The sequence below is a fragment of the Streptomyces sp. NPDC020958 genome (assembly GCF_055562175.1).
The window spans coordinates 485889-506062 of sequence record NZ_JBVHFU010000004.1 but is presented as its reverse complement, the minus strand read 5'-3'; the positions used below and the strand labels follow the sequence as shown (position 1 = coordinate 506062).

Here is a 20174-nt window from a genome sequence, read left to right as displayed (position 1 = left end):
GGTAGGGGGCGTCAGTGTCGTCGGCACTCAGTGGGCGGTCAACTGAGCCACCGCATAGCTTCGCTCGTGCTGACCGCCGAAGAGATCACCAACCGACTGACCGCAGCCACCCGGCATCGCAGGACGAGGAGCGGGTGAGCGTTGCCTGATGCGGCACCGGCGAATCAGCCGTCCACGCCGCCCAGTTCCCTGCGCAGGACGGCGCACGGGCGGCCGTGTTCCCGGTCCGGGCGGTGAGAGATCACCTCGTAGCCGAGGGCGGTCCAGAAGGCGAGGCCGTCCGGGTTGTTCTCCAGCACGGCGAGCCGTACGGCCGTACGGCCGGCTTCCCGGAAGCGGTCCTCGACGGCGGTCGCGATCCGCCGGCCGTGCCCCTGCCCCCGCACCCCCGCGTCCACCATCAGCAGCCCGATCCACGGGTCCGGGTCGGCCGGGTCCGGATGCCGGGCGAGGGTGACCGCGATCCCGACCAGCCGCCCCCCGCTGCGGGCGAGCAGCACCTCCGCGTCCGGATGCGCCAGCTCGTCCGCCAGCGCCCGCGCCACCTGCTCGGGCCGCACGTCGTCCGGGTCCGGGAAGTCCCCGCTGAGCGCGTGGAAGGCGCGGTTCGAGGCGTACAGGGCGGTGATCTCGGTGAGCACCGGTCCCGGGATGTCGTCACCGGGCCGCACGGCCAGGGGCTGGAGGATCATGCGGGCAACCTATCCCCGCCCCTCCGGTGATCGAGAACGAGCCAGCCGTCGCCGGGGCGTGTGTCCGGCCGGTGCCCCGCACTCGATCAAGAACGGTCGCCGCGCTGTGCGGGGACCGCCCCCGAACGGTCGACACGCCGCCCCCGGTCACCCACAGAGACGCACCCCGACCAGCAAGTAGCTACTGTCAGTATTGGATCTAGTGCGTTAAGTGAAGCCCTCTTTATGGTCAAAGCAACGCCAAGACCGTATCCCTGGAGGATTCGTGGCTCGCTTCCGCACTCGTCTGGCCTTGCTCGGCTCGGCCGCAGCCCTCACCGCCGGCGCCGTCGTCCCCGCCCAGTTCGTGGGGGCCCAACCCGCCGCAGCCGCGGACTATCAGTGGGTCGCCCTCGGTGACTCCTACACCGCCGGGGTCATCCAGGCCGCGGGCGACGTCTTCGAGGTCCCGCGCGACGGCTGCGAGCGCACCGACCGTTCCTACCCGCAGGTCATCGACCGCGACCTCGGCGGCCTCTTCGACCTGACCAACGTCAGCTGCGGCGCCGCCACCATCGAGAACGTCACCGACACCCCCCAGCATCCGATCGGCCGCCACCTGCCGCCCCTCTCCGAGGACCCGGACTACCCCTTCCCCCCGGTCCCGCCCCAGTCCGAGGCGGTGGGCCCCGGCACGGACGTCATCACCGTCGGCGCGGGCGGCAACACCCTCGGCTTCGCCGACCTCCTCATGAAGTGTCCACAGCTGGGCGGCGAGAGCGAGGGCAAGGGCACCCCGTGCAAGGACGCCCTGGGCGCCGGCGTCCCGGCCCGGCTGCGGAAGGTGCGCGAGGAGTACGACCGGATGCTCCGCGTGCTCCACGGGCGCGCCCCGCACGCGAAGATCATTGCCGTCGGCTACCCCACCATCGTCCCCAAGGACGCCTCCAAGTGCGGCTTCGGCGATCTGACGAAGTTCGGCACGATCACCCAGGGCGACCTGGACTGGCTGCGCAAGGACGTCCTGGAACCCCTCAACAAGGCCATCGACGACTCGACCGGCACGCAGGACGCCGCCACTTTCGTCGACCTCTACGGCTCCTCCCAGCACCACAGCGTCTGCGACGACGCCAAGTGGGTCGAAGGCTTCGTCACCCTCCCCGACCAGCTGTCCTTCGTACACCCCAACGCCCTCGGCCACCGCAACGCCGCGGACCACGTCGAAGCAGCGATGCTGAACGCCATCGGCTGAGCCACCCTGCACTGATCGCGGCCGGCGAGGCTGCCCACAGCGTCTCGTCGGCCGTGGTACGTCACATACGGCGCAGTCCTGCCGACGGCAGGACTGCGCCAGGGACGGTGTTTACGGGCTGACGAAGTACTGCTAGATGATCGGGAGTTCGCCGCCGTCGACTGCCAGGCTCACTCCGGTGACCCACTGGGCCCGGTCTGACACGAGGAAGGCAACGGCCTCCGCGATGTCGCGCGGGTCTCCGGGGCGTCCCAGCGGGATTCCCGCTGTGATGTCGGCGAGAGGGACCCCCATCGCGTCGGCGAAGTTCTGGCGGATGGCGTCGGCGCCCGGGGTGAGCACGTTGCCGGGCATGATCGTGGTGACGCGGATTCCGGCAGGCGCGAGCTCAGCAGCCAGGGCCTTGCCGTAGTTGTTGAGCGCGGCCTTGGCGGCACCGTAGTGGGCCAGCGGCGGCATGGGCGTGACGGCCGCTCCAGAAGAGATGTTCACGATCGCGCTGCCCGCTCCGGCCTCGCGCAGCGCCGGCAGCAGCTCGTTGTTGACCCTCACGGCGGACAGGTAGTTGAGGTTGAGTGCGTCGACCCACTCTTCGTCGGGGATGGTCGCGATGCCCCCGAGGTGGGTGCCCGCTGCGGCGGCGTTGTTGACCACGATGTCGACGCCGCCGAGTTCGTCGAGTGCTGCCGAAGTGAAGGCCCGCACACCCGGGAGCGTGCTGATGTCGCCCTGGATGAAGGTGGCGGCCTTCGGCGTCTCGTCGGTGGCGTTGCGGGCCGTGGTGGCGACGGTCGCGCCGCCGTCGAGCAGCCGCTGCACGATGGCCGCGCCGATCCCGCGGGAACCTCCCGTCACGACTGCGCGCTTGCCGGCGAACTCGATGGGGTCGGGTGAAGTAGTAGTTCTGAACATGCGGTCCACAATAAAGGAGTTCTGGACCGATCGTCCAGAAGTTTTGGACCGACAGTTCGGAACGGCGTAATATCGCCGCATGGCGCGACCCCGGAAGTTCAACGAGCAGGACGTCATAGCTGCTGCGCACCGGCAGTTCAACGAAACCGGCTACCACGGCACCTCGGTCGACGATCTCTCCCGCGCGACAGGGCTCAGCAAAGGCAGCCTCTACGGTGCGTTCGGTGACAAAGAGGCACTCTTCCGGCGAGTGTTCGAGGAGTACTGCGCGCGGTCGGACGAGGGTGCTGCCGCACGGCTCGAAGGTCCCGAAGACCAGGCCCTTGACCGCCTCCGCAGCTGGCTCCGAGCGCCGGAGGGCTACCAGGGCCGGCGTGGCTGCCTCCTCGCCAAGACCACGGCCGAACTGTCGTGGGAGAACGACGCCATCGCGGCCAGGTCGCTCGCGGCGTACGAAACGCTGCTCGACAGCTGCCGCCGACTCGTCGAGCAGGCACAGCGCGCCGGACACGTGGATCCGTCCGCCGACGCCGAGGTGCTGGGCGGGCTGATCCTCACCACACACCGAGGGCTCGAGGCGCTCGCCAAAGCAGGGGTCGACACCAAGACGCGAAACCGGATCGCCGACGCCGCGATCGACAACATCGCACGGACGGTTTCCAGCTAGACCGCAGAGACGCGAGCTCTTGCCTGCGGCGAAAACGGACCTTGCGCCCAGACGGGGGCCCAGTTGGTCGCCCTGCGGAAAAGCGCGCGCCTGCGCTCACGCCAGCGCCGGTCACAGTCGCACCTCCAGGTGGCCGCGTGCCGGGGCACTTTTCTCGGACGGTCCTGCATGGCCGGTCCGGCAGTCGCGGCAGGGGCCGGGGGTGGGGGCGCGGAAGGGGCGGTCGCAGCCGTCGCAGGTCTGGAACGGGTGTCTGGGCTCCGGGGCCGGTGCGGCAGGGGGCCGGAACGGGGGTGGGGGCGGGAGTCGTTCCGCCAGGCGGTGGGCCAGGAAGGCGGCCGGGCGGATCAGGGGTTCCGCCGGAAGGTTGTCGGTCAGCGCGTGGCGTACGGCTGTGGGGGAGATGTCGCGCTCCAGCCATGCGGCGACCCCCGGGGCGAGGTGCTCGGCGTCCGTGGCGGAGAGGAACAGGCGGGGGTCGCGGCGGCGGAGGCCGGCGAGGATGTCGAGGGCTGTGCCGAGGAGCGCCGGGGAGGTGGTGGAGGGCCGCGGTACGGCGGGGAGGCGCTTGCGGGGAGGCGGCTTGTCCGTGGCGGTCTTCGTGCGCCGGGCGGGCCGGTCGGGGGTCTCGGCCGTGGCGGTCCGGTGCCCGGGCTTGTTGCAGGAGACCGTGCGGGTGACGATCCGCCCGTCGGGGATCCGCTCCCGCTCGCGCCGCAGGTAGCCCTCCGCCTCCAGTTCCCGCAGGGCCGCGCCGATACGGTCCCTCCCCTCCGGGAAGCGCAGCGCCAGGCTCTTGATGTCGACCTGGGCGCCCTTGGGGAGCGACTGGATGTGCACCCCGAGGCCGATCGCGAGCGCCGAGAGGGTGGGGTGCTGGGCGAGGTGGTTGCCGATCACCACGAAGTGCGAGGTGTGGCGGGCGTTGTCGTGCAGGAGACCGCCTGACCCCCGGTTCGGGTGCTTCCTGGCGGCAACGCGGGACTCGGCGCAGGAGGGCGCGCTAGGGTTTTCGGTATCCATCGGGAAGGTCGGCTTCCTAGGTGGTCAGGCCCTCGCACTGGGATTGCCGTCCCGGCGGGGGCCGAAGTTTTTTCTGCGGTTGGTGCGCTGAGCGTAGGGCACCCAACCCGCCTCAAATCCAGCTGACTTGGGCATATTCACTCGCGGGAGTGACTCTGCGCGACGGGCGGGAGGGGTGGGGTTTGGTGGGAGTTCTTTCTCCCCTCGTTCTTTGGTGGTGACGTCCCGTGCACCCGGGGTCCGCGTTTCCGGGCTACGGGTGCACCTCGATCTCGGCCCACACCGTCTTGCGCGGCGACAGCCCCCGGGTCACGCCCCACTTGTCGGCGAGCGCGTCGACGAGGACGAGGCCCCGGCCCGACTCCGCGTCCGGCGTGCAGCGTTGGGGCTGTGGCTGGAGGTCACCTCGCGTGTCTGTGACCTCGATGCGCAGGGTGCTTCCCACGACGTAGAGAAGGAGGCCGAAGTCGCGGCCTGACACCCGTCCGTGCGTCGCCGCGTTCGCCGCCAGCTCCGCCACGATCTGCGTCGCCGGGTCCAGGGGCAGTCCCCACGTGCGGAGTTGCTCGGCAGTCAGCAGCCGGGCCAGGCGTGCGCCTCGCGGAGTGGGGGAGAGCCGCAGGCTCATGTTCCGGAGGGGGGTGGAGATTTCGTCGTTCACGTCACCCAGCGTGGCCGCCCGTGCGTACCGTGAACAGCGATGGAGGCGCTACGTACCGTGACTGTCCGGCGCTTGTCCAGTGCTGTCTTGGCTGTCGGAGAGAGGGGTGCCCGGGATGACCGTGGACGGTGAGGTGGCCGAGCCGGGGTGGGAGGTCGACCCGGACGACGACTGGGGAGTGGCCGTCATCGCCACCGTCGGACGTCAACTGAAACTGCGGCGCGAGGCGGTGGGGATGCGCGCCGCTGAGTTCGGGGAGGCCGTCGGCTACGGGGAGGACATGGTCTACAAGGTGGAGGGAGGGAAGCGGATCCCCCGGCAGGAGTACTTGAACCGGGCTGACGAGGTGCTGGAAGCCGGGGGGCTGATCTCGGCGACGTGGGAGGACGTGAAGCGGGTCCGGTACCCGAAGAAGGTGCGGGAGCTGGCCAAGCTGGAGGGGCAGGCTGTTGAGATCGGGGTGTACGTCGGGCTCAGTCTTCACGGCCTGTTGCAGACGCCGGAGCATGCGAGGGCCCTGTTCGAGGCGTGGCAGCCAGCGTATTCGCCGGAGGAGGCGGAGCGGCGGGTAGTTGCTCGTATGGCCCGAGCGTCCATCTTCGAACGCTCACCCGCACCGGCGCTCAGCTTCGTCCAAGAGGAGGCGACGCTGCGCCGGCCGGTCGGAGGCACAATGGTTTGGCGACAGCAGCTTGAACATCTGCTGGAGGTCGGGCAGTTGCGAAACGTCACCCTTCAGGTGATGCCGACGAACGCTGAAGCCCATCCAGGCCTGAGCGGGAAGATCGAGGTGTTGAAGTTCCCGGATGGCTCGGCCGTGGGTCGCTCCGACGGCGCGTACGGCGGGCGGCTGACCTCCGATCCGAAAGAGCTGCGGATCCTTGAGCTGCGCTATGGCACCATCCGGGCTCAGGCGCTCACGCCGCGAGAGTCGCTGGCCTTCATCGAGCAACTGCTGGGAGAGACATGATTCGCAAGGGACCCTCAGTGGACGCCTCCGAACTGGCGTGGTTCAAGAGCAGCTACAGCGACGGCCCCGACGGCGATTCCTGCCTCGAAATAGCCCTCACCCCCACCACGATCCACATCCGCGATTCCAAGTACCCGTACACGCCCGCCGCCCCCGGCCCCCGGCTCGCCCTCGCCCCCTCCGCCTGGGCCGCCTTCGTGTCCCACGCGTCCGCGTCCGCGTCCGTGAGCTGAGCGGCGGGAGGCGGGAGCCCCGGCGTTGCACCAGGGGCTCCCGCTCAGCGCAGCGTCTCTCAGACGTTGACGCCGAAGTCCTGGGCGATGCCGACCAGGCCGGAGGCGTAACCCTGGCCCACCGCGCGGAACTTCCACTCCGCGCCGTTGCGGTACAGCTCGCCGAAGACCATGGCCGTCTCCGTCGCCGCGTCCTCGGAGAGGTCGTAGCGGGCGATCTCCGCGCCGCCCGCCTGGTTGACGATGCGGATGTAGGCGTTGCGGACCTGGCCGAAGTTCTGGCTGCGGTTCTCGGCGTCGTAGATCGAGACAGGGAAGACGATCTTGTCGATGTCGGCGGGCAGGGCCGCCAGGTTGACGTTGATCGCCTCGTCGTCGCCGGCGCCCTCGCCCGTGCGGTTGTCGCCGGTGTGGACGATCGAGTTGTCCGGGGTGTTCTTGTTGTTGAAGAACACGAAGTGGGCGTCGGAGTAGACCTTGCCCTGCGCGTTGACCGCGATGGCCGAGGCGTCGAGGTCGAAGTCCGTGCCGGTGGTGGTGCGGACGTCCCAGCCGAGGCCCACGGTGACGGCGGTCAGGCCCGGAGCCTCCTTGGTGAGCGAGACGTTGCCACCCTTGGAGAGGCTTACAGCCATGGTCGGGGGTCCTTTCCCTCGTATGCGTACGGCCGTGCGGCGTACGGGCTTGAAGCTACAGCTACCGGTATGAACGCCACGAGGGGTACCGAAGGTTCCAGCTTCCTTTACCTTCTTTGCCAAACGGATGAGGAACTTATTCGCGTGACGTGCGCCGGTCAGGCGCGCGACCATGGAGGACATGTCCGGTCCTTACGTCATCCGCGGCTCCGTCTCGCTCCCCGAGGCCGAGCTCAACTGGCGTTTCTCGCGCTCCTCCGGGCCCGGCGGGCAGCACGTCAACACCAGCGACTCACAGGTGGAGCTGCGCTTCGACCTGGCGAACACCGCGGCGCTGCCGGAGGTGTGGAAGGAACGGGCGCTGGCGAAGCTGGCGGGGCGGCTCGTGGACGGCGTCGTGACCGTGCGCGCCTCCGAGCACCGCTCCCAGTGGCGCAACCGCGAGACCGCCGCCGTACGCCTGGCAGCCCTCCTCGCCGAGGCCACCGCACCCCCGCCCAAGCCCCGCAGACCGACCCGCATCCCCCGCGGTATCAACGAGCGCCGGCTGCGCGAGAAGAAGCAGCGCTCGGAGACCAAACGGGGACGGACGGGCCGCGACTGGTAAGCACGGAAAACCAGACCGCGCGGTCTGTGCCGACGATCACACGACGGGCGTTCCGGTTCCGTCGGGGCGCCCGTGTGCCCGTCGTCAATTCGCAGAAGTCACTTCTGTAAGAGGGCGTTCGGCGGTCGGCCGGGGGAATTCCGGAAAACAGACCGCGCGGTCTCATCCCAACTGGCGATACCGGCCCCGGAAATACATCAGCGGCCCGCCTTCCGCGCTCGGGAGTTCCGCGCCGAGGACGCGCCCGATGACGAGGGTGTGGTCGCCCGCGACGACCCGTTGTTCGGTGCGGCACTCCAGGGTCGCCAGCGCGCCGCCGACCAGCGGGGCGCCGGTGACCTCGCCGCGGACGTACGGGATGTCCTCGAAGAGCAGCCGGTCGCTGATGCGGCCCTTCATCGCGAAGCGGCCGGCGATGTGCCGCTGGCTCTCGGTGAGCACGGAGACCGCCCACAGTGGCTGCTCGTCGAGGATGTCGTCCATACGGGCCCCGGTACGCAGGCTGACCAGCACCAACGGCGGATCCAGCGACACCGAGAGGAACGCGGTCGCCGTCATGCCGACGTCCTCGCCCGCCGGTGCCATCGGGTCGTCCGGGTCCAGCGGCGGCTCCTGCGCGGTCACCAGGACCACACCGGCGGCCAGCCGGGACATCGCGGCCTTGAACGCTTCGTTGCTCACCCCCACAGCATGCCCGGTGGCTTCTGCGGCGGCGGGAGAGGGAGTCTTCAGCACGCCGGAAACGCTAATGTCGGTCCCCGCGCGACCGCATCGGCCATCGGCCCGAGCCGGGTCCTAGGACCATGGGCCGACAAAGGCTGTGTTCGTAAACACACAGGGAAAACGCAGAAACTCCACGCAATTGCTCACCTTTCCCTGTGACTTGAGTCACAAGGGGCATTAATTGTTGACCCTGTGTACCGAGTGGGCAGCGCGCTGTGATTCAGTGGCGGGGAAAAGTAGCGCCGAAGCAGACCCTTGATTCGCTGCGAGGTCTCGGGGGGAGGGCGAGCATGGAGACCGAATCGGAACCCTACGTCCGTCTTGCGTCCCTGCGACAGCTGCACCAGGTCATGGCCGACATGAACACGGCCCGCAGCCTGGCGGACACACTGCAGACCGTCGCGGACGGCGTCATATCCGCCCTCGGCTACGAGATGGCGTGCGTCAACCTCGTGCGCCCCGACGGCGACCTCGTCGTCGCCGCCTTCTCCGGCAACCCGGCCGCCGAGGCCCTGATCACCGGCCGGGTCGGCTCCCGCGACTCCTGGGACCGGCGGCTGGGGATGGGCGAGAAGTGGGGCGACCTCGTCTTCATACCGCACACCGAGGGCTGGGTCCTCGACGACGACGACGTCCCGCAGTGGTACACCGACGGCCCCGCCCCCCGGTTCGAGGACGAGTGGCACCCGTCGGACCGGCTCTTCGCCCCGATGTACACGCCCGGCATATCGGGCAGCTCCTGCGGCGAACTGCTCGGCGTGATCTCCGTCGACCGCCCGCGCAACGGCCGCCACCCCGGCGCCTGGGGCCGCGAGGCCCTTCAGATGTACGCCTTCCAGGCCGCCATCGCGATCAGCAACGCACGTCTGCGTGCGAACATGCAGCGGGCCCTGGTCCGGCTGGAGCGCGAGCAGCAGGCCCTGCGCGCCAGCGAGGAATCCTTCCGGCAGGCCTTCGAGTACGCCCCCTCCGGCATGGCGATAGCCGAGATGGGCGGCGACCAGCACGGCCGGATACTGCGCTCCAACGACGCCCTGTGCCGCCTCCTGGGCCGCCCCGCCTCCGCGATGCGCCGCTACTCCTTCTCCGACCTGGTCCACCCCGAGGACATCGGCACCCTCCTGCGCACCTCGGCGGAGGGCGGCCGCGCGGAACTGCGCCTGGGCCGCCGCGACGGCACGTACGTCTGGGTGTCCCTGCGCAACAGCGTGGTCGCCGATGCGGCCGACGGGCCCCGCTTCCTGCTCACCCACGTCGAGGACATAGAGGAACGCAAGCGTCGCGAGCTCCAGCTCGCCCACCGCGCCTCCCACGACGCCCTCACCGGCCTGCCGAACTCGGCCGAGCTGCGCTCCCGGCTCACCGCCCGGCTCTGCCGCCGCAGCGGGGAGCCGGAGTCGCTGGACGCGGCCTACGGCCACCCCGCCTACGACGTCAACGGCCACGGCTTCGACTTCGCCGGCGCGACGGGCGGCTCCTCGTCGTCGTACGACGGTTTCGACCACCACGTGCACACCGTCGCCCCCGACGAGAGCCGCGACGACGGCGCCAAGGGGCTCGCGGTGCTCTTCTGCGACCTCGACGGCTTCAAGTCGATCAACGACCGGTTCGGGCACAACGCGGGTGACGCGGTCCTCATCGAGGTCGCCCGGCGCCTCAGCAGGGGCGTCCGCGACGGCGACACCGTGGCCCGGCTCGGCGGCGACGAGTTCGTGATCCTCGCCGACGGGCTCGGCCAGGCCGACGCCCAGGACCTCGCCGTACGCCTGCGCAACGAGATCATCCAGCCGATCCGCGCCGAGGGCCGGGCGGTCCGGGTGGGCGCCAGCTTCGGCATCGGCTGGGCGCACTGCGGCATGACGGCGGACGAAGTCCTGAAATCCGCGGACGAGCGGATGTACGTAGAGAAACGATCTCGTCCCAAAGCGCATCGGCGTGCCGGATGATGCGCAGGTCAGCTCGCTGATGCGGTCTGGGTCACCCGTTTGGCTCAGTCAGACCGGGTAGGCTCGACACTCAATACCTGTACTGCATCCGCCCGCACCTGTTGAGGAGTACCAAGGGATGACGCCCGGCGACAACGGCGCGAGCACGCCCGAGGACGACGACCCGTTCGGCTACCTCTACGCCGACGGCCAGGCCCGAGGGGCCCAGCCGCCGTCCGGCTCCGGTGGTTACGGCTACCCGAACGCCGTCAGCAGAGTGCGTTCGGTCGGCGAGCGCACGTACGGCGGGCAGCAGCAGGCGCCGCAGTACGGCGGCCAGACCATCCCGCAGCAGCCGGGAGCAGGGGGCTACGGCCAGCAGCCCGCCGCGGCCTACCAGGCCCCGGAGACCTTCCCGGGCGGCGCCCCGACCACCCGCCAGGCCCCGCCCGCCCCGGCCCGCGGCCGCGGCCCGAACACCAAGGGCCTCCTCATCGGCGCGATCGCGGTCGTGGCCGCGGTGGTCATCGGCATCAGCGTGGCCATGCTCAACGGCAACGGCGACAAGAACAAGGCCAACACCGGCGCCTCCACCACCCCGACCCAGTCGGGGACCGCGTCCCCCTCCCCGTCGAGCACCAGCTCGGTGTCGGCGTCGGGCGAGCTGCCGAAGATCGACGCGAAGGCGCTGCGCCTGGACGGCGGCGCGACCGTGGCCTCGGACGTCAAGGGCGCGAATGCCGACGGCGGCACCTACGTGACGGGTTTCAACGCCGTCGGCGCCTCAGTGACGTGGACCGTCAACGGCATACCCGACAGCGGCAAGTACTCGGTGTACGTCGGCTACAGCGTCCCCGGCAAGGACGCCACCGCCACCCTCACGGTCAACGGCACGGCGTCCAACACGCCGGTCGGCATGAAGAACTACGCGCACGCAGCGGCAGGCGACTACACCAAGGGCTGGACGCGGACCTACAACTACGTCCAGCTCAACAAGGGCACCAACACCATCAAGCTCTCCTGCGAACAGGGCAACCAGTGCGACGCTCTGCTCGACCAGATGTGGCTGGTGAAGGGCTGGGTCAAGTCCGGCGGCTGAGCGCCTCGAAACGCCAGAAGGGTCGCTGTCGCCCAGAGGGCGGCAGGGACCCCTTCAAGGAGTAATTCCTGTCACTCGATGCGCCCGAAGTTCACGCATTTCTCGGCTACCCAGCCGAGATGGTTGCCGTTGTACAAGACCGTGACCCACGTGTTGCCCTTCGGGCCGCCACTCCAGCACGTGTACGAACCCCCGGCGTGCGCTTCGCAATCGCTGACTCCACACTTCCGTCCCTGAAGCCCAGAGATGGTGTCGAGCTTGGCCGAGCTGGTGGTCTTGTCGGCCCTGACGGTAGCGGTGTGGCCGGTGTAGGCGTAAGCGCCGGGCCAGTCGCGCGCCATTGCCGAGGAGTTCATGGAGACGATGAGGCCCGCCGATGCGATGCCAACAGCTGCGAGTCGGGCGAAGTTTCTTGATGCGCGCATGACATACCCCCTTGGGATTGGATCCTGGTCAAGTGGATCCATGATCGATTGCGACCTTATCGAACGCTTGAACCAGACTGAAGGCGGAATTACGCCACAGCGATCTCACCGGTCACCGTGACCTGGCCCAGCAGCTTCTCGTAGGTCCCGCGGTCGAATTCGCCCGCCGCCGGTGCCCGTACCGTCGCCGCTGACAAGGCCACCGCGCGGGTCAGGCGGGTCGGCCAGGGGAGTTGCTCCACCTGGGCGGACAGGAGGGCGGCCACCGTCGCGTCGCCCGCTCCCGTCGGGTTGCCGTGTTCTCGGGTGGGTGGGACGGCTCGCCAGCAGCCCTCCGGGGTGAGCGCGAGGAGACCCTGGGGGCCCAGGGAGGCGACCACCGCGCGGGCGCCGCGGCGGCGGGCGTCCTGGGTGGCGCGGGACGGGTCGTGGGAGCCGGTGAGTTCGGCCAGTTCGAATGCGTTCGGCTTGACCAGGTCGGGCCGGGCCGCCACCCCGCGCCGCAGGGCTTCGCCGCTGGTGTCGAGGAGAACGGGGACAGCGGCGGCACGGGCCGCCTTGACCAGCCCGGCGTATGCCCCCACCGGCACCCCCGGCGGCAGGCTCCCGCACAACGCCACCGCCGAGGCCCCGCGCAGCAGCTCCTCGTAGTGGTCGAGGAAAGCACCCCACTCGGCGGGTGCTATCTGCGGCCCCGGCTCGTTCAACTGGGTCGTGTCGCCCGTCCGTTCGTCCACGACGGCGACCGTCCGCCGGGTCGCCCCGGCCGCCGGCAGCAACGCCTCCCGTATCCCCGCCGTCTCCGCGAGCCGCTCCCGTACCGTCGCCCCGGTGGCCCCGCCCGCGAACCCGGTCACCGTCGTCTCGTGCCCGAGCGCGGCCAGCACCCGTGCCACGTTCACCCCTTTGCCGCCCGGCCGTTCGGTCACGGCGGAGACGCGGTGCGAGGTGTGCGGGCGCAGTGCGCCGACCCGGTAGGTGATGTCGAGAGCGGTGTTCAGCGTGACGGTGAGGATCACCGGCGACCTCCCGCGCAGGCGCGGCCGTGGGGTTCGTTTCGGGGGCTCGATCATGCCAAAGGGACGGCGGCCGGGCCTAGGTGCTGTCGTGGCGCCCCGCCTGCTTCTCCACCCTCGTTTCCACCCATGGGTCCAGGCGTCGCGGGCCCTGTGACAGCAGGCTTGGGGGCATGACAACGACCGAGTGGATCACCGACATCACTCTCATCCTCGTCGTCTTCCGGCAGCTGCGGGAAGGCCGGCTGGACCTCAAGACCTTCCTGATCCCCCTGGGGATCGTGGCCTACGTGGCCCACACGTACCTGGACTCCGTTCCCACCGAGGGCAACGACCTGGTGCTGGTAGGAGCACTCATGGCCGCGGGCGCCGTACTCGGCGTCGCCGGTGGCGTCTACACCAGGGTCAGGACCGCGGGCGAGCACATCCTCATCAAGGCGGGCGCGGTCTCCGCGATCCTGTGGGTGCTCGGCATGGGTGCCCGGATGGGTTTCCAGCTGTGGACCGAGCACGGCGGCGCCGACGACGTTGCCCGGTTCAGCCTCGCCCACCACATCACCAGCGACCAGGCATGGGTGGCGGCCTTCGTCCTGATGGCGCTCACCGAGGTCGTCACCCGGCTGGCCACGATCTTCGTCCGCAGCCGGATGCTGACCGCCGGGCAGCCCGCCCCCGCCTCGCACCGCGTCGCGGTCCGACCGTGAGTTATGGTCTGGCCGTGCCCACCGCCGAGACCGCCTCCTCCCCCGGACAGGTCCAGCCCCCGTCGGCCGCACCCCGGCCGATCCCGGGCCGGGACCCCCGGGTGCAGTGGGCCCTGACCGCGGCGGTCATCGTCTGCGGGGCCCTGACGATCCGACCGATGGGCGGCAGCGGGCGGGGGCTGGTGGTCGCGGTCCTGTTCGTACTGAACAGTGCGGCGCTGCTGGGCCGGGGCCTGCCCCTGGGCAAGGTCCCACCGCGAGTCGCCGTCGTCTGGCTGTCGCTGGGCGTCCTCGCGGCGGCCGCGCTGATCGGCGTCAGCCGCAGCGGAACGGGTTACCTCTTCGCCTTCTTCATCTCCGGTCACATCGGGTACCGGCTGCCGACCAGACCGGCCCTCGTCCTGGCGCTGGCCTGTGGCCTGCTCTGCGGCGGCGTCCTGTACTTCGATGTCGGGCCCGGTCACGACCTGCTGCCCTGGGCTGTTGGCCTCACGACCGGCGCACCGGTCCTGATCGGGATAGTCAACCGCGTCCAGCATCAGGCCGTGGACGCCGCGCTGTCGGCGGCCGAGAGCGCGGAGCGCGCCGCCCGGGCCGAGGCGCAGGCAGCCGTGCTCGCCGAACGCGGCCGGATAGCCCGGGACGTGCACGACGTCCTGGCGCACTCGCTGGCCGGGATCAACATGCAGCTGGAACTGGCCGACGCGCTGCTCGACACCGGCGACCTGGAGAAGGTCAGGGCGGTCAATGACAAGGCCCACAGCCTCGTCAAGGAGAGCCTGAAGCAGGCGCAGTGGACCGTCCACGCGCTCCGCGAGGACTCGCTGCCGCTGGTGAAGACCCTCACCGCGATGCTCGAGTCGTCCGGCCACCGCGACGCCCTGACCGTCTGCGGCACCCCCGGGGAGATACCGGCCCAGGTGACCCAGAACCTGCTGCGGATCGCCCAGGAATCCCTGACCAACGCCGCGCGGCACGCCCCGGGCGGTGCGGTGCGGTTGGAGCTGGTCTTCGCGGCCTCCTCGACGACGCTGACGATCCGCAACCGGCGGGCCAGCCGTGCGGTGAACGCGGGAGCGGGCAGCGGAATGGGACTGATCGGAATGCGCGAACGCGTCGCCCTGCTGGGCGGCACCCTCACCGCCGGCCCGGTCACCGAGGGACCGGACCAAGGCGGCTGGCAAGTGGAGGCAGTGATCCCGCGATGAGTGAACCCACCGAGAGTTCCGCGCCGTTGCGCGTGGTCGTCGCCGACGACCAGGCGGCCGTCCGGGAGCCGCTCGCCGCGGTGCTGGGTCTGGCCGAGGACATCGACGTCGTCGCGGCGGCCGCGGACGGCAACGGCGTACTGGACGCGGTCGCCGCCGGTCCGGTGGACGTCGTGCTGATGGACCTGCGCATGCCCGTGCTCGACGGAATCGAGACCACCCGCAGGTTGAGCGACGGGCACCCCGAGGTGGCCGTCGTCGTGCTCACCACGTTCGCCGACGACGACTCGATCCTGGCCGCCCTCGGCGCGGGCGCCCGCGGCTATCTGACGAAGAACGCCGGACGCCGGGACATCGTCCGCGCGATCCGCGCCGCCGCCGCGGGGCAGTCCGTCCTGGACCGCGAGGTCCAGGATCGGCTGCTGGCCACCGTCCGCGCCAGACCGACGGCGTCCGGACCGCAGCTGCCCGCGGACCTCACGCCCCGCGAACGCGAAGTGCTCACCCTGATCGGCCAGGGCCTGCCCAACCGCGCGATCGCCGAGAAGCTCTTCGTGAGCGAGGCGACCGTGAAGACGCACATCAACAACCTCTTCGCCAAGGCCGGCATCAGGGACCGGGCCGAGGCCGTGCGCCGCGCCATCGCGGCCGGCCTGGCCTGACCTCCCCCACCCCCGCGATACCCCGCGGTCAGGGCAGTTCGGGTGCGACCACCCACTCGCCCTTCCTCATCACGCCCTTCAGCGTGAACTCGTCGTCCAGGACCAGGAGATCCGCGTCCTTGCCGGGCTCCAGGGAGCCGACGCGGTCGTAAAGACCGAGCAGGCGGGCCGGGTTGGCGGACAGCGCGGCGACGGCGTGCTCGACGGGGAGGCGGTCGACGGTCACCGCCCGTCGGAGCGCGCGGTCCAGGGTCAGGGTCGAGCCCGCGATCGAACCGCCCTCCACCAGCCGCGCCACCCCGTCCGTGACCTCGACCTCCAGCGGGCCCAGCAGATAGCGGCCGTCACCGGCGCCCGCCGCGTCCATGGCGTCCGTGATGAACGCGACCCGGTCCGGCCCCGCGTGGTGGAACGCCAGCTGGAGGGAGGCGGGGTGCAGATGGGTACCGTCGTTGATCAGCTCGACCGTCACCCGCTCGTCCTCCAGGAGCGCGGCGATCGGGCCGGGCGCGCGGTGTCCGATCTGCGGCATCGCGTTGAAGAGGTGGGTGGCGACCGTGGCGCCCGCGTCGATCGCCTCGACCGTCTGCTCGTACGTCGCGTCCGTGTGGCCGACGGCCGCGATCACGCCGTGCTCGGCGAGGAGCCGTACCGACTCGATGCCGCCGGGGAGTTCGGTGGCCAGCGTGACCATCCTCGCCTGCCCGCGCGCCGCGTCGACCAGCTTGCGGACCTCCGCCGGGTCCGGGTCGCGCAGCAGCCCCTCGGAGTGGGCGCCCTTGCGGCACGGGGAGATGAACGGGCCCTCGAAGTGGATGCCGGCGATGTCGCCCTGCTCGGCGAGCTCGGAGAGGAGGGCGGCCTGGCGGGCGAGGACGTCCATGTCGTCGGTGACGGTGGAGGCGACCAGGGTGGTGGTGCCGTGCAGGCGGTGGGCGCGGACGCCGGTGAGGATCTGTTCGGCGGTGCCCGAGCTGAAGGAGGCTCCGCCGCCGCCGTGGTTGTGGATGTCGACGAAGCCGGGGATCAGGTAGTGGCCGGTGAGGTCGATGAGCTGGGCGTCCGCCGGGGCGGCGGCGGCGATCTTCGTGCCGTCGACGACCAGGCGCCCCTTGTCGACCACTCCGGTGGGGAGGACTGTCCGGGCACCGGAGAGGATCAGGCTGTTTGCCCCCGGCTGCGGGTGCGTGGGGGCTGATCGCGCAGTTCCCCGCGCCCCTGAGGGGGCGCCGTCCTCACGCTCGTTGGCAGCCATCAGGGCGTTACCTCCGCAGTAGTCGTCGTAGTCAACAGGTCCTGGGCCAGCAGTCCCGCGCCCAGACAGCCGGCCGTGTCTCCCAGTTCGGCCGGGACGATCGCCGGGAGCTTCTGGAAGGTCACCCGGGTCCGCACCGCCTCCCGCAGCGGGTCGAAGAGCACGTCTCCCGCCTCCGCCAGGCCGCCGCCGATGATCAGGACGCGTGGGTCCAGCAGGGTCAGGGCCGTGACCAGGCCGTCGGCCAGGGCGCCGACCGCCTCCTCCCACACCCGTACGGCGTTCGGGTCGCCGGACGCGACGGCCTTCGCGCAGTCCGCCGCGTCCGCCTCCGGGTCGCCGCAGGCCTCCGCCCACGCCTCGCTCACCGCCGCCGCCGACGCGTACCGCTCCAGACAGCCGCGCTGCCCGCACGGGCAGGGGGTGCCCCGCGGCCGTACGACCACGTGGCCGATCTCGCCCGCGAAGCCGTGCGCGCCCGGCTCCACCCGGCCGTCCAGGCCGAAGCCGCCCGCGATACCGGTGCCGAGCGCCACGAAGAAGAAGCGGTCCGCTCCCCGGCCCGCGCCGAGCCTGCCCTCGGCGAGCCCGCCGGTGCGGACGTCGTGGCCGAGGGCGACCGGGACGCCGAGGCGGTCGGAGAGGAGGGCGCGCAGCGGAACGTCGCGCCAGCCGAGGTTGGCCGCGTAGACCGCGGTCCCGGCGTGTTCGTCGACGATGCCCGGCACCGCCACGCCGGCCGCGGCCGCCGGCTCGCCGAGCTGCCGCTCGCCGTGGGCCCGCAGGTCGGCGGCGAAGTCGAGGATGGCGGCGACCACGGCGTCGGGGCCGCGGTCGCGGCCGGTCGCCCGGCGGGCCTGGTGGAGCAGCTCGCCGTCCGGGCCGACCAGCGCGGCCTTCATTCCGGTGCCGCCCACGTCCAGGGCGATGACATGTCTCACGAGGACAGTGTGGCCCGCCGACCCGCAAGAGGTCTAGTCCACTCGCGTGGTGTAGACCTTATGGGTCCACATGTTGAACGGCGAGACAGTTAGATCGAGGTAGTACAGGTGCGGCGGCGTAAGGCAGGAATGACCGCGGTGGTGTCCGCTCTGGGCATGACGGCGGTCCTCGGTGGCTGTGGGACGACCGGATCCTCGGACGTCACCCTCAGACTCGTCGCCGCGGACTACGGGGACTCCGCCGCCAACAGCTCCCAGAAGTACTGGGACAAGCTGGCCGCGGCGTACGAGGCCACGCACTCCGGCGTGAAGATCGACGTCACCGTCTACTCGTGGAACGACGTCGACCGCAAGGTCAAGGAGATGGTCGCCGCCGACAAGGCCCCCGACCTGGCCCAGATCGGCGCGTACGCCGACTACGCGGCGGCCGGCAAGCTGTACGAGGCCGGTGACCTGCTCTCCATCCCGGTGCAGGCCGACTTCCCGTCCCAGCTCGCCGAGGCGGGCCAGTGGAACCACGCGCAGTACGGCATCCCCTTCGCCGCGTCCACGCGCGTCCTCTTCTACAACAAGACCCTCTTCTCCGAAGCCGGCCTCACCCCGCCCACCACCTGGACCGAACTGGCGGCCGACGCCGAGGCGCTCAAGGCACGCGGCGTGAAGTACCCGTACGCGCTGCCGCTCGGCCCCGAGGAGGCGCAGGCGGAGACGATGCAGTGGCTGCTCAGCGGGGGCAGCGGCTACACCGACGACACCGGCACGTACACGATCGACTCCTCGCAGAACATCGACACCCTCACCTGGCTCAAGGACGAGCTGGTCGGCAAGGGGCTGACCGGCCCGACCGCCCCCGGCAGGCTGAACCGCGCGACCGCGTTCGCCGCGTTCGCCGACGGCCAGGTCGGCATGCTCAACGGCCACCCCACCCTGATCAAGCAGGCCGAGAAGAAGGGCGTGAAGTTCGGCACGGTCGCCATGCCGGCCCGCGCCGGCCAGTCCACCCCCACCGCCTCCATGGGCGTCACCGACTGGATGGCGGCGTTCAAGCAGAACGGCCACGCCAAGCAGGTCGGCGACTTCCTGAACTACGTCTACAGCGAGAAGAACGTCCTCGACTTCTCCCGCGAGTACGGTCTGCTGCCCGTCACCACGTCCGCGTCCCAGACGATGACCGACTCCGGCCAGGCCCAGGACAAGCAGCTGCGCCCCTTCCTGGAGCAGCTGCCGACCTCCGAGCTGTACCCGGCGGGCAAGACGTCCTGGGCGGCCGTCAGCGCCGACATCAAGAAGCAGATCGGTACGGCGGTCAGCCCGTCCGGCAACCCGACCAGCGTGCTCACGCAGATCCAGGCCGAGGCGTCCCTCGCGGACAGCCGTACGGCGGCCGCGACCGGCTGAGCGCGTACGGTTCTCGGCATGGACCGGCAAGAACTGGGCGCACGCGAGCTGACGATCCTCGCCCTGGAACGCCGGGGCTTCCCGAGCCCCGGCGCGAAGGAACGGGCGATACGGGAGGAGCTGGACATGGCGCCGGTGCGCTACTACCAGCTCCTCAACGCCCTGCTCGACGACGAGCGGGCACTGGCCCACGACCCGGTGACGGTGAACCGGCTGCGCAGAGTGCGCGAGACGCGGCGCGGGGAGCGCTGACGGCCGTGGGGGATCTTCGGGACGCTTGAAACGAGGGCGCTCGGATACTGTCAGCCGTATGGGCAACCACAGCACGGACCCCCACGTCACGGAACCCCTCCCGACGCCACGCACCCCCGCCGGTCGCGAAGGACTCGAAGCGCTGCTCGCGCGGCCCCGCACCGCCCTCGTCGGCCTCGACTTCGACGGGACGCTGGCGCCGATCGTCGCCGACCCCGAGCAGGCGCGGGCCCACCCGGACGCCGCGGCGGCCCTGTCGGCCCTCGCGCCGAAGGTGGCCGCCGTCGCCGTCATCACCGGCCGCCCGGCCGAGGTCGCCGTCCGCCACGGCGGCCTCGCCGAGATCCCCGGCCTGAAACACCTGGTCGTCCTCGGCCACTACGGCGCCGAACGCTGGGACGCGGCCACCGGCGAACTCACCGCCCCGCCCCCGCACCCCGGCATCGCGGCCGTCCGCGCCGAACTCCCCGCCCTCCTCGACCGCGTGGGCGCCGCGCACGGCACCTGGATCGAGGACAAGGGGTTCGCGGTGGCCGTCCACACCCGCCGGGCCGACGACCCCCAGGCCACCTTCGAAGCCCTCCGCGTCCCCCTCACCGACCTGGCCACCCGGCACGCCCTGATCGTCGAACCGGGCCGCCTGGTCCTGGAGCTCCGCCCGCCGGGCATGGACAAGGGGGTGGCGCTCCGCGAGTTCGCGAGGGAGATCGGCGCGGGCGCGGTCCTCTACGCGGGCGACGACCTGGGCGACATCCCGGCCTTCGCCGCGGTGGAGGAACTCCGCAAGGAGAACGTCCCGGGCCTCCTGGTGTGCAGCGGCAACGAGGAGGTGACCGACCTCGCCGACCGAGCAGACCTGGTGGTGAACGGCCCGGAGGGCGTCGTACGGCTCCTACAGACCCTGGCTGCCATGAGCGCCCTTTAGGGGCGCGGGG

At 70.8% G+C, this 20174-nt stretch carries 23 protein-coding genes; 13 read left to right on the top strand and 10 right to left on the bottom strand.

What is annotated here, in order from left to right:
- Positions 1-164: 164 nt before the first annotated feature.
- Entirely contained in the window at positions 165-692 is a 528-nt protein-coding gene (locus tag ACZ3KP_RS16190; protein WP_467500015.1) for a GNAT family N-acetyltransferase, read from the bottom strand.
- 265 nt (positions 693-957) lie between these two features.
- Here ACZ3KP_RS16190 and ACZ3KP_RS16185 point away from each other — a divergent pair, with 265 nt between their 5' ends.
- Entirely contained in the window at positions 958-1923 is a 966-nt protein-coding gene (locus ACZ3KP_RS16185; protein WP_467500013.1) for an SGNH/GDSL hydrolase family protein, read from the top strand.
- A 132-nt stretch (positions 1924-2055) separates the two neighbouring features.
- Here ACZ3KP_RS16185 and ACZ3KP_RS16180 read toward each other — a convergent pair whose 3' ends face one another.
- Positions 2056-2835: an SDR family oxidoreductase gene (locus ACZ3KP_RS16180; RefSeq protein ID WP_467500011.1), complete on the bottom strand. Its 780-nt coding sequence runs from the start codon at positions 2833-2835 to the stop codon at positions 2056-2058.
- Positions 2836-2914: 79 nt separating this feature from the next.
- On the opposite strand from ACZ3KP_RS16180, the gene ACZ3KP_RS16175 reads away from it, so the two are divergent.
- Positions 2915-3502, top strand: a complete 588-nt coding sequence (locus ACZ3KP_RS16175) for a TetR/AcrR family transcriptional regulator (RefSeq protein ID WP_467500009.1) — start codon at positions 2915-2917, stop codon at positions 3500-3502.
- Positions 3503-3613: 111 nt separating this feature from the next.
- On the opposite strand, the gene ACZ3KP_RS16170 is transcribed toward ACZ3KP_RS16175, so the two are convergent.
- Entirely contained in the window at positions 3614-4525 is a 912-nt protein-coding gene (locus ACZ3KP_RS16170; protein WP_467500007.1) for a helix-turn-helix domain-containing protein, read from the bottom strand.
- A 253-nt stretch (positions 4526-4778) separates the two neighbouring features.
- Positions 4779-5186: an ATP-binding protein gene (locus ACZ3KP_RS16165; RefSeq protein ID WP_467500005.1), complete on the bottom strand. Its 408-nt coding sequence runs from the start codon at positions 5184-5186 to the stop codon at positions 4779-4781.
- A gap of 115 nt (positions 5187-5301) precedes the next feature.
- Between ACZ3KP_RS16165 and ACZ3KP_RS16160 the strand changes: the two genes are divergently transcribed.
- Positions 5302-6156 carry a helix-turn-helix domain-containing protein gene (locus tag ACZ3KP_RS16160; RefSeq protein WP_467500003.1) on the top strand — a complete coding sequence of 285 codons (855 nt, stop codon included), beginning with the start codon at positions 5302-5304 and terminating at the stop codon, positions 6154-6156.
- The gene (locus tag ACZ3KP_RS16155; RefSeq protein WP_467500001.1) at positions 6153-6389 is read left to right on the top strand and encodes a DUF397 domain-containing protein; all 237 of its coding nucleotides are present in this window, start codon (positions 6153-6155) and stop codon (positions 6387-6389) included. Before ACZ3KP_RS16160 ends, ACZ3KP_RS16155 begins: the two co-directional genes overlap by 4 nt.
- Before the next feature lie 59 nt (positions 6390-6448).
- Here ACZ3KP_RS16155 and ACZ3KP_RS16150 read toward each other — a convergent pair whose 3' ends face one another.
- Positions 6449-7024, bottom strand: a complete 576-nt coding sequence (locus ACZ3KP_RS16150; RefSeq protein ID WP_132892015.1) for a TerD family protein — start codon at positions 7022-7024, stop codon at positions 6449-6451.
- A gap of 172 nt (positions 7025-7196) precedes the next feature.
- Between ACZ3KP_RS16150 and arfB the strand changes: the two genes are divergently transcribed.
- Positions 7197-7631, top strand: a complete 435-nt coding sequence (arfB, locus tag ACZ3KP_RS16145; protein WP_358974384.1) for an alternative ribosome rescue aminoacyl-tRNA hydrolase ArfB — start codon at positions 7197-7199, stop codon at positions 7629-7631.
- A 162-nt stretch (positions 7632-7793) separates the two neighbouring features.
- Here arfB and ACZ3KP_RS16140 read toward each other — a convergent pair whose 3' ends face one another.
- Entirely contained in the window at positions 7794-8312 is a 519-nt protein-coding gene (locus ACZ3KP_RS16140) for a flavin reductase family protein (RefSeq protein WP_467499998.1), read from the bottom strand.
- Between the two features lie 332 nt (positions 8313-8644).
- On the opposite strand from ACZ3KP_RS16140, the gene cdgB reads away from it, so the two are divergent.
- Both cdgB and ACZ3KP_RS16130 read left to right on the top strand, forming a co-directional pair.
- Positions 8645-10300 carry a diguanylate cyclase CdgB gene (cdgB, locus tag ACZ3KP_RS16135; RefSeq protein WP_132892013.1) on the top strand — a complete coding sequence of 552 codons (1656 nt, stop codon included), beginning with the start codon at positions 8645-8647 and terminating at the stop codon, positions 10298-10300.
- Positions 10301-10418: 118 nt separating this feature from the next.
- On the top strand, positions 10419-11378 hold the full coding sequence (locus tag ACZ3KP_RS16130; RefSeq protein ID WP_467499995.1) for a CBM35 domain-containing protein: 960 nt from the start codon (positions 10419-10421) through the stop codon (positions 11376-11378).
- 71 nt (positions 11379-11449) lie between these two features.
- Here ACZ3KP_RS16130 and ACZ3KP_RS16125 read toward each other — a convergent pair whose 3' ends face one another.
- Both ACZ3KP_RS16125 and ACZ3KP_RS16120 read right to left on the bottom strand, forming a co-directional pair.
- Positions 11450-11803, bottom strand: coding sequence for a hypothetical protein (locus ACZ3KP_RS16125; RefSeq protein WP_467499993.1), 354 nt, complete (start codon positions 11801-11803; stop codon positions 11450-11452).
- Between the two features lie 89 nt (positions 11804-11892).
- Complete coding sequence (locus tag ACZ3KP_RS16120) at positions 11893-12822, bottom strand: 1-phosphofructokinase family hexose kinase (protein ID WP_467499991.1); 930 nt, start codon at positions 12820-12822, stop codon at positions 11893-11895.
- A 170-nt stretch (positions 12823-12992) separates the two neighbouring features.
- On the opposite strand from ACZ3KP_RS16120, the gene ACZ3KP_RS16115 reads away from it, so the two are divergent.
- From ACZ3KP_RS16115 to ACZ3KP_RS16105, 3 genes are all read left to right on the top strand, one after another.
- On the top strand, positions 12993-13523 hold the full coding sequence (locus ACZ3KP_RS16115) for a hypothetical protein (RefSeq protein WP_467499989.1): 531 nt from the start codon (positions 12993-12995) through the stop codon (positions 13521-13523).
- A 101-nt stretch (positions 13524-13624) separates the two neighbouring features.
- Positions 13625-14731, top strand: coding sequence for a sensor histidine kinase (locus ACZ3KP_RS16110; protein WP_467500288.1), 1107 nt, complete (start codon positions 13625-13627; stop codon positions 14729-14731).
- Positions 14728-15393: a response regulator gene (locus ACZ3KP_RS16105; protein ID WP_467499987.1), complete on the top strand. Its 666-nt coding sequence runs from the start codon at positions 14728-14730 to the stop codon at positions 15391-15393. The genes ACZ3KP_RS16110 and ACZ3KP_RS16105 overlap by 4 nt, the downstream gene beginning before the upstream one ends.
- 28 nt (positions 15394-15421) lie before the next feature.
- Here ACZ3KP_RS16105 and nagA read toward each other — a convergent pair whose 3' ends face one another.
- Positions 15422-16648 (bottom strand): N-acetylglucosamine-6-phosphate deacetylase, encoded by a 1227-nt coding sequence (gene nagA, locus ACZ3KP_RS16100; protein WP_467499985.1) that lies wholly within the window; start codon positions 16646-16648, stop codon positions 15422-15424.
- On the bottom strand, positions 16648-17589 hold the full coding sequence (locus ACZ3KP_RS16095; protein WP_467499983.1) for an ROK family protein: 942 nt from the start codon (positions 17587-17589) through the stop codon (positions 16648-16650). Before ACZ3KP_RS16095 ends, nagA begins: the two co-directional genes overlap by 1 nt.
- A 129-nt stretch (positions 17590-17718) precedes the next feature.
- Here ACZ3KP_RS16095 and ACZ3KP_RS16090 point away from each other — a divergent pair, with 129 nt between their 5' ends.
- The 3 genes from ACZ3KP_RS16090 to otsB are packed head-to-tail and all read left to right on the top strand — an operon-like array spanning position 17719 to position 20164.
- Positions 17719-18987 (top strand): ABC transporter substrate-binding protein, encoded by a 1269-nt coding sequence (locus tag ACZ3KP_RS16090; protein ID WP_467499981.1) that lies wholly within the window; start codon positions 17719-17721, stop codon positions 18985-18987.
- 18 nt (positions 18988-19005) lie between these two features.
- Positions 19006-19239: a DUF3263 domain-containing protein gene (locus ACZ3KP_RS16085; RefSeq protein WP_358974363.1), complete on the top strand. Its 234-nt coding sequence runs from the start codon at positions 19006-19008 to the stop codon at positions 19237-19239.
- A gap of 58 nt (positions 19240-19297) precedes the next feature.
- The gene (otsB, locus tag ACZ3KP_RS16080; RefSeq protein ID WP_467499979.1) at positions 19298-20164 is read left to right on the top strand and encodes a trehalose-phosphatase; all 867 of its coding nucleotides are present in this window, start codon (positions 19298-19300) and stop codon (positions 20162-20164) included.
- Positions 20165-20174: the final 10 nt, after the last annotated feature.

Bases quoted from the DNA above. Each gene is read 5' to 3' on its own strand.
- ACZ3KP_RS16190 (WP_467500015.1), bottom strand. From the start codon at position 692: ATGATCCTCCAGCCCCTGGCCGTGCGGCCCGGTGACGACATCCCGGGA.
- ACZ3KP_RS16180 (WP_467500011.1), bottom strand. From the start codon at position 2,835: ATGTTCAGAACTACTACTTCACCCGACCCCATCGAGTTCGCCGGCAAG.
- ACZ3KP_RS16175 (WP_467500009.1), top strand. From the start codon at position 2,915: ATGGCGCGACCCCGGAAGTTCAACGAGCAGGACGTCATAGCTGCTGCG.
- ACZ3KP_RS16170 (WP_467500007.1), bottom strand. From the start codon at position 4,525: ATGGATACCGAAAACCCTAGCGCGCCCTCCTGCGCCGAGTCCCGCGTT.
- ACZ3KP_RS16160 (WP_467500003.1), top strand. From the start codon at position 5,302: ATGACCGTGGACGGTGAGGTGGCCGAGCCGGGGTGGGAGGTCGACCCG.
- ACZ3KP_RS16155 (WP_467500001.1), top strand. From the start codon at position 6,153: ATGATTCGCAAGGGACCCTCAGTGGACGCCTCCGAACTGGCGTGGTTC.
- ACZ3KP_RS16150 (WP_132892015.1), bottom strand. From the start codon at position 7,024: ATGGCTGTAAGCCTCTCCAAGGGTGGCAACGTCTCGCTCACCAAGGAG.
- arfB (WP_358974384.1), top strand. From the start codon at position 7,197: ATGGAGGACATGTCCGGTCCTTACGTCATCCGCGGCTCCGTCTCGCTC.
- cdgB (WP_132892013.1), top strand. From the start codon at position 8,645: ATGGAGACCGAATCGGAACCCTACGTCCGTCTTGCGTCCCTGCGACAG.
- ACZ3KP_RS16130 (WP_467499995.1), top strand. From the start codon at position 10,419: ATGACGCCCGGCGACAACGGCGCGAGCACGCCCGAGGACGACGACCCG.
- ACZ3KP_RS16125 (WP_467499993.1), bottom strand. From the start codon at position 11,803: ATGCGCGCATCAAGAAACTTCGCCCGACTCGCAGCTGTTGGCATCGCA.
- ACZ3KP_RS16115 (WP_467499989.1), top strand. From the start codon at position 12,993: ATGACAACGACCGAGTGGATCACCGACATCACTCTCATCCTCGTCGTC.
- ACZ3KP_RS16105 (WP_467499987.1), top strand. From the start codon at position 14,728: ATGAGTGAACCCACCGAGAGTTCCGCGCCGTTGCGCGTGGTCGTCGCC.
- nagA (WP_467499985.1), bottom strand. From the start codon at position 16,648: ATGGCTGCCAACGAGCGTGAGGACGGCGCCCCCTCAGGGGCGCGGGGA.
- ACZ3KP_RS16090 (WP_467499981.1), top strand. From the start codon at position 17,719: ATGACCGCGGTGGTGTCCGCTCTGGGCATGACGGCGGTCCTCGGTGGC.
- ACZ3KP_RS16085 (WP_358974363.1), top strand. From the start codon at position 19,006: ATGGACCGGCAAGAACTGGGCGCACGCGAGCTGACGATCCTCGCCCTG.
- otsB (WP_467499979.1), top strand. From the start codon at position 19,298: ATGGGCAACCACAGCACGGACCCCCACGTCACGGAACCCCTCCCGACG.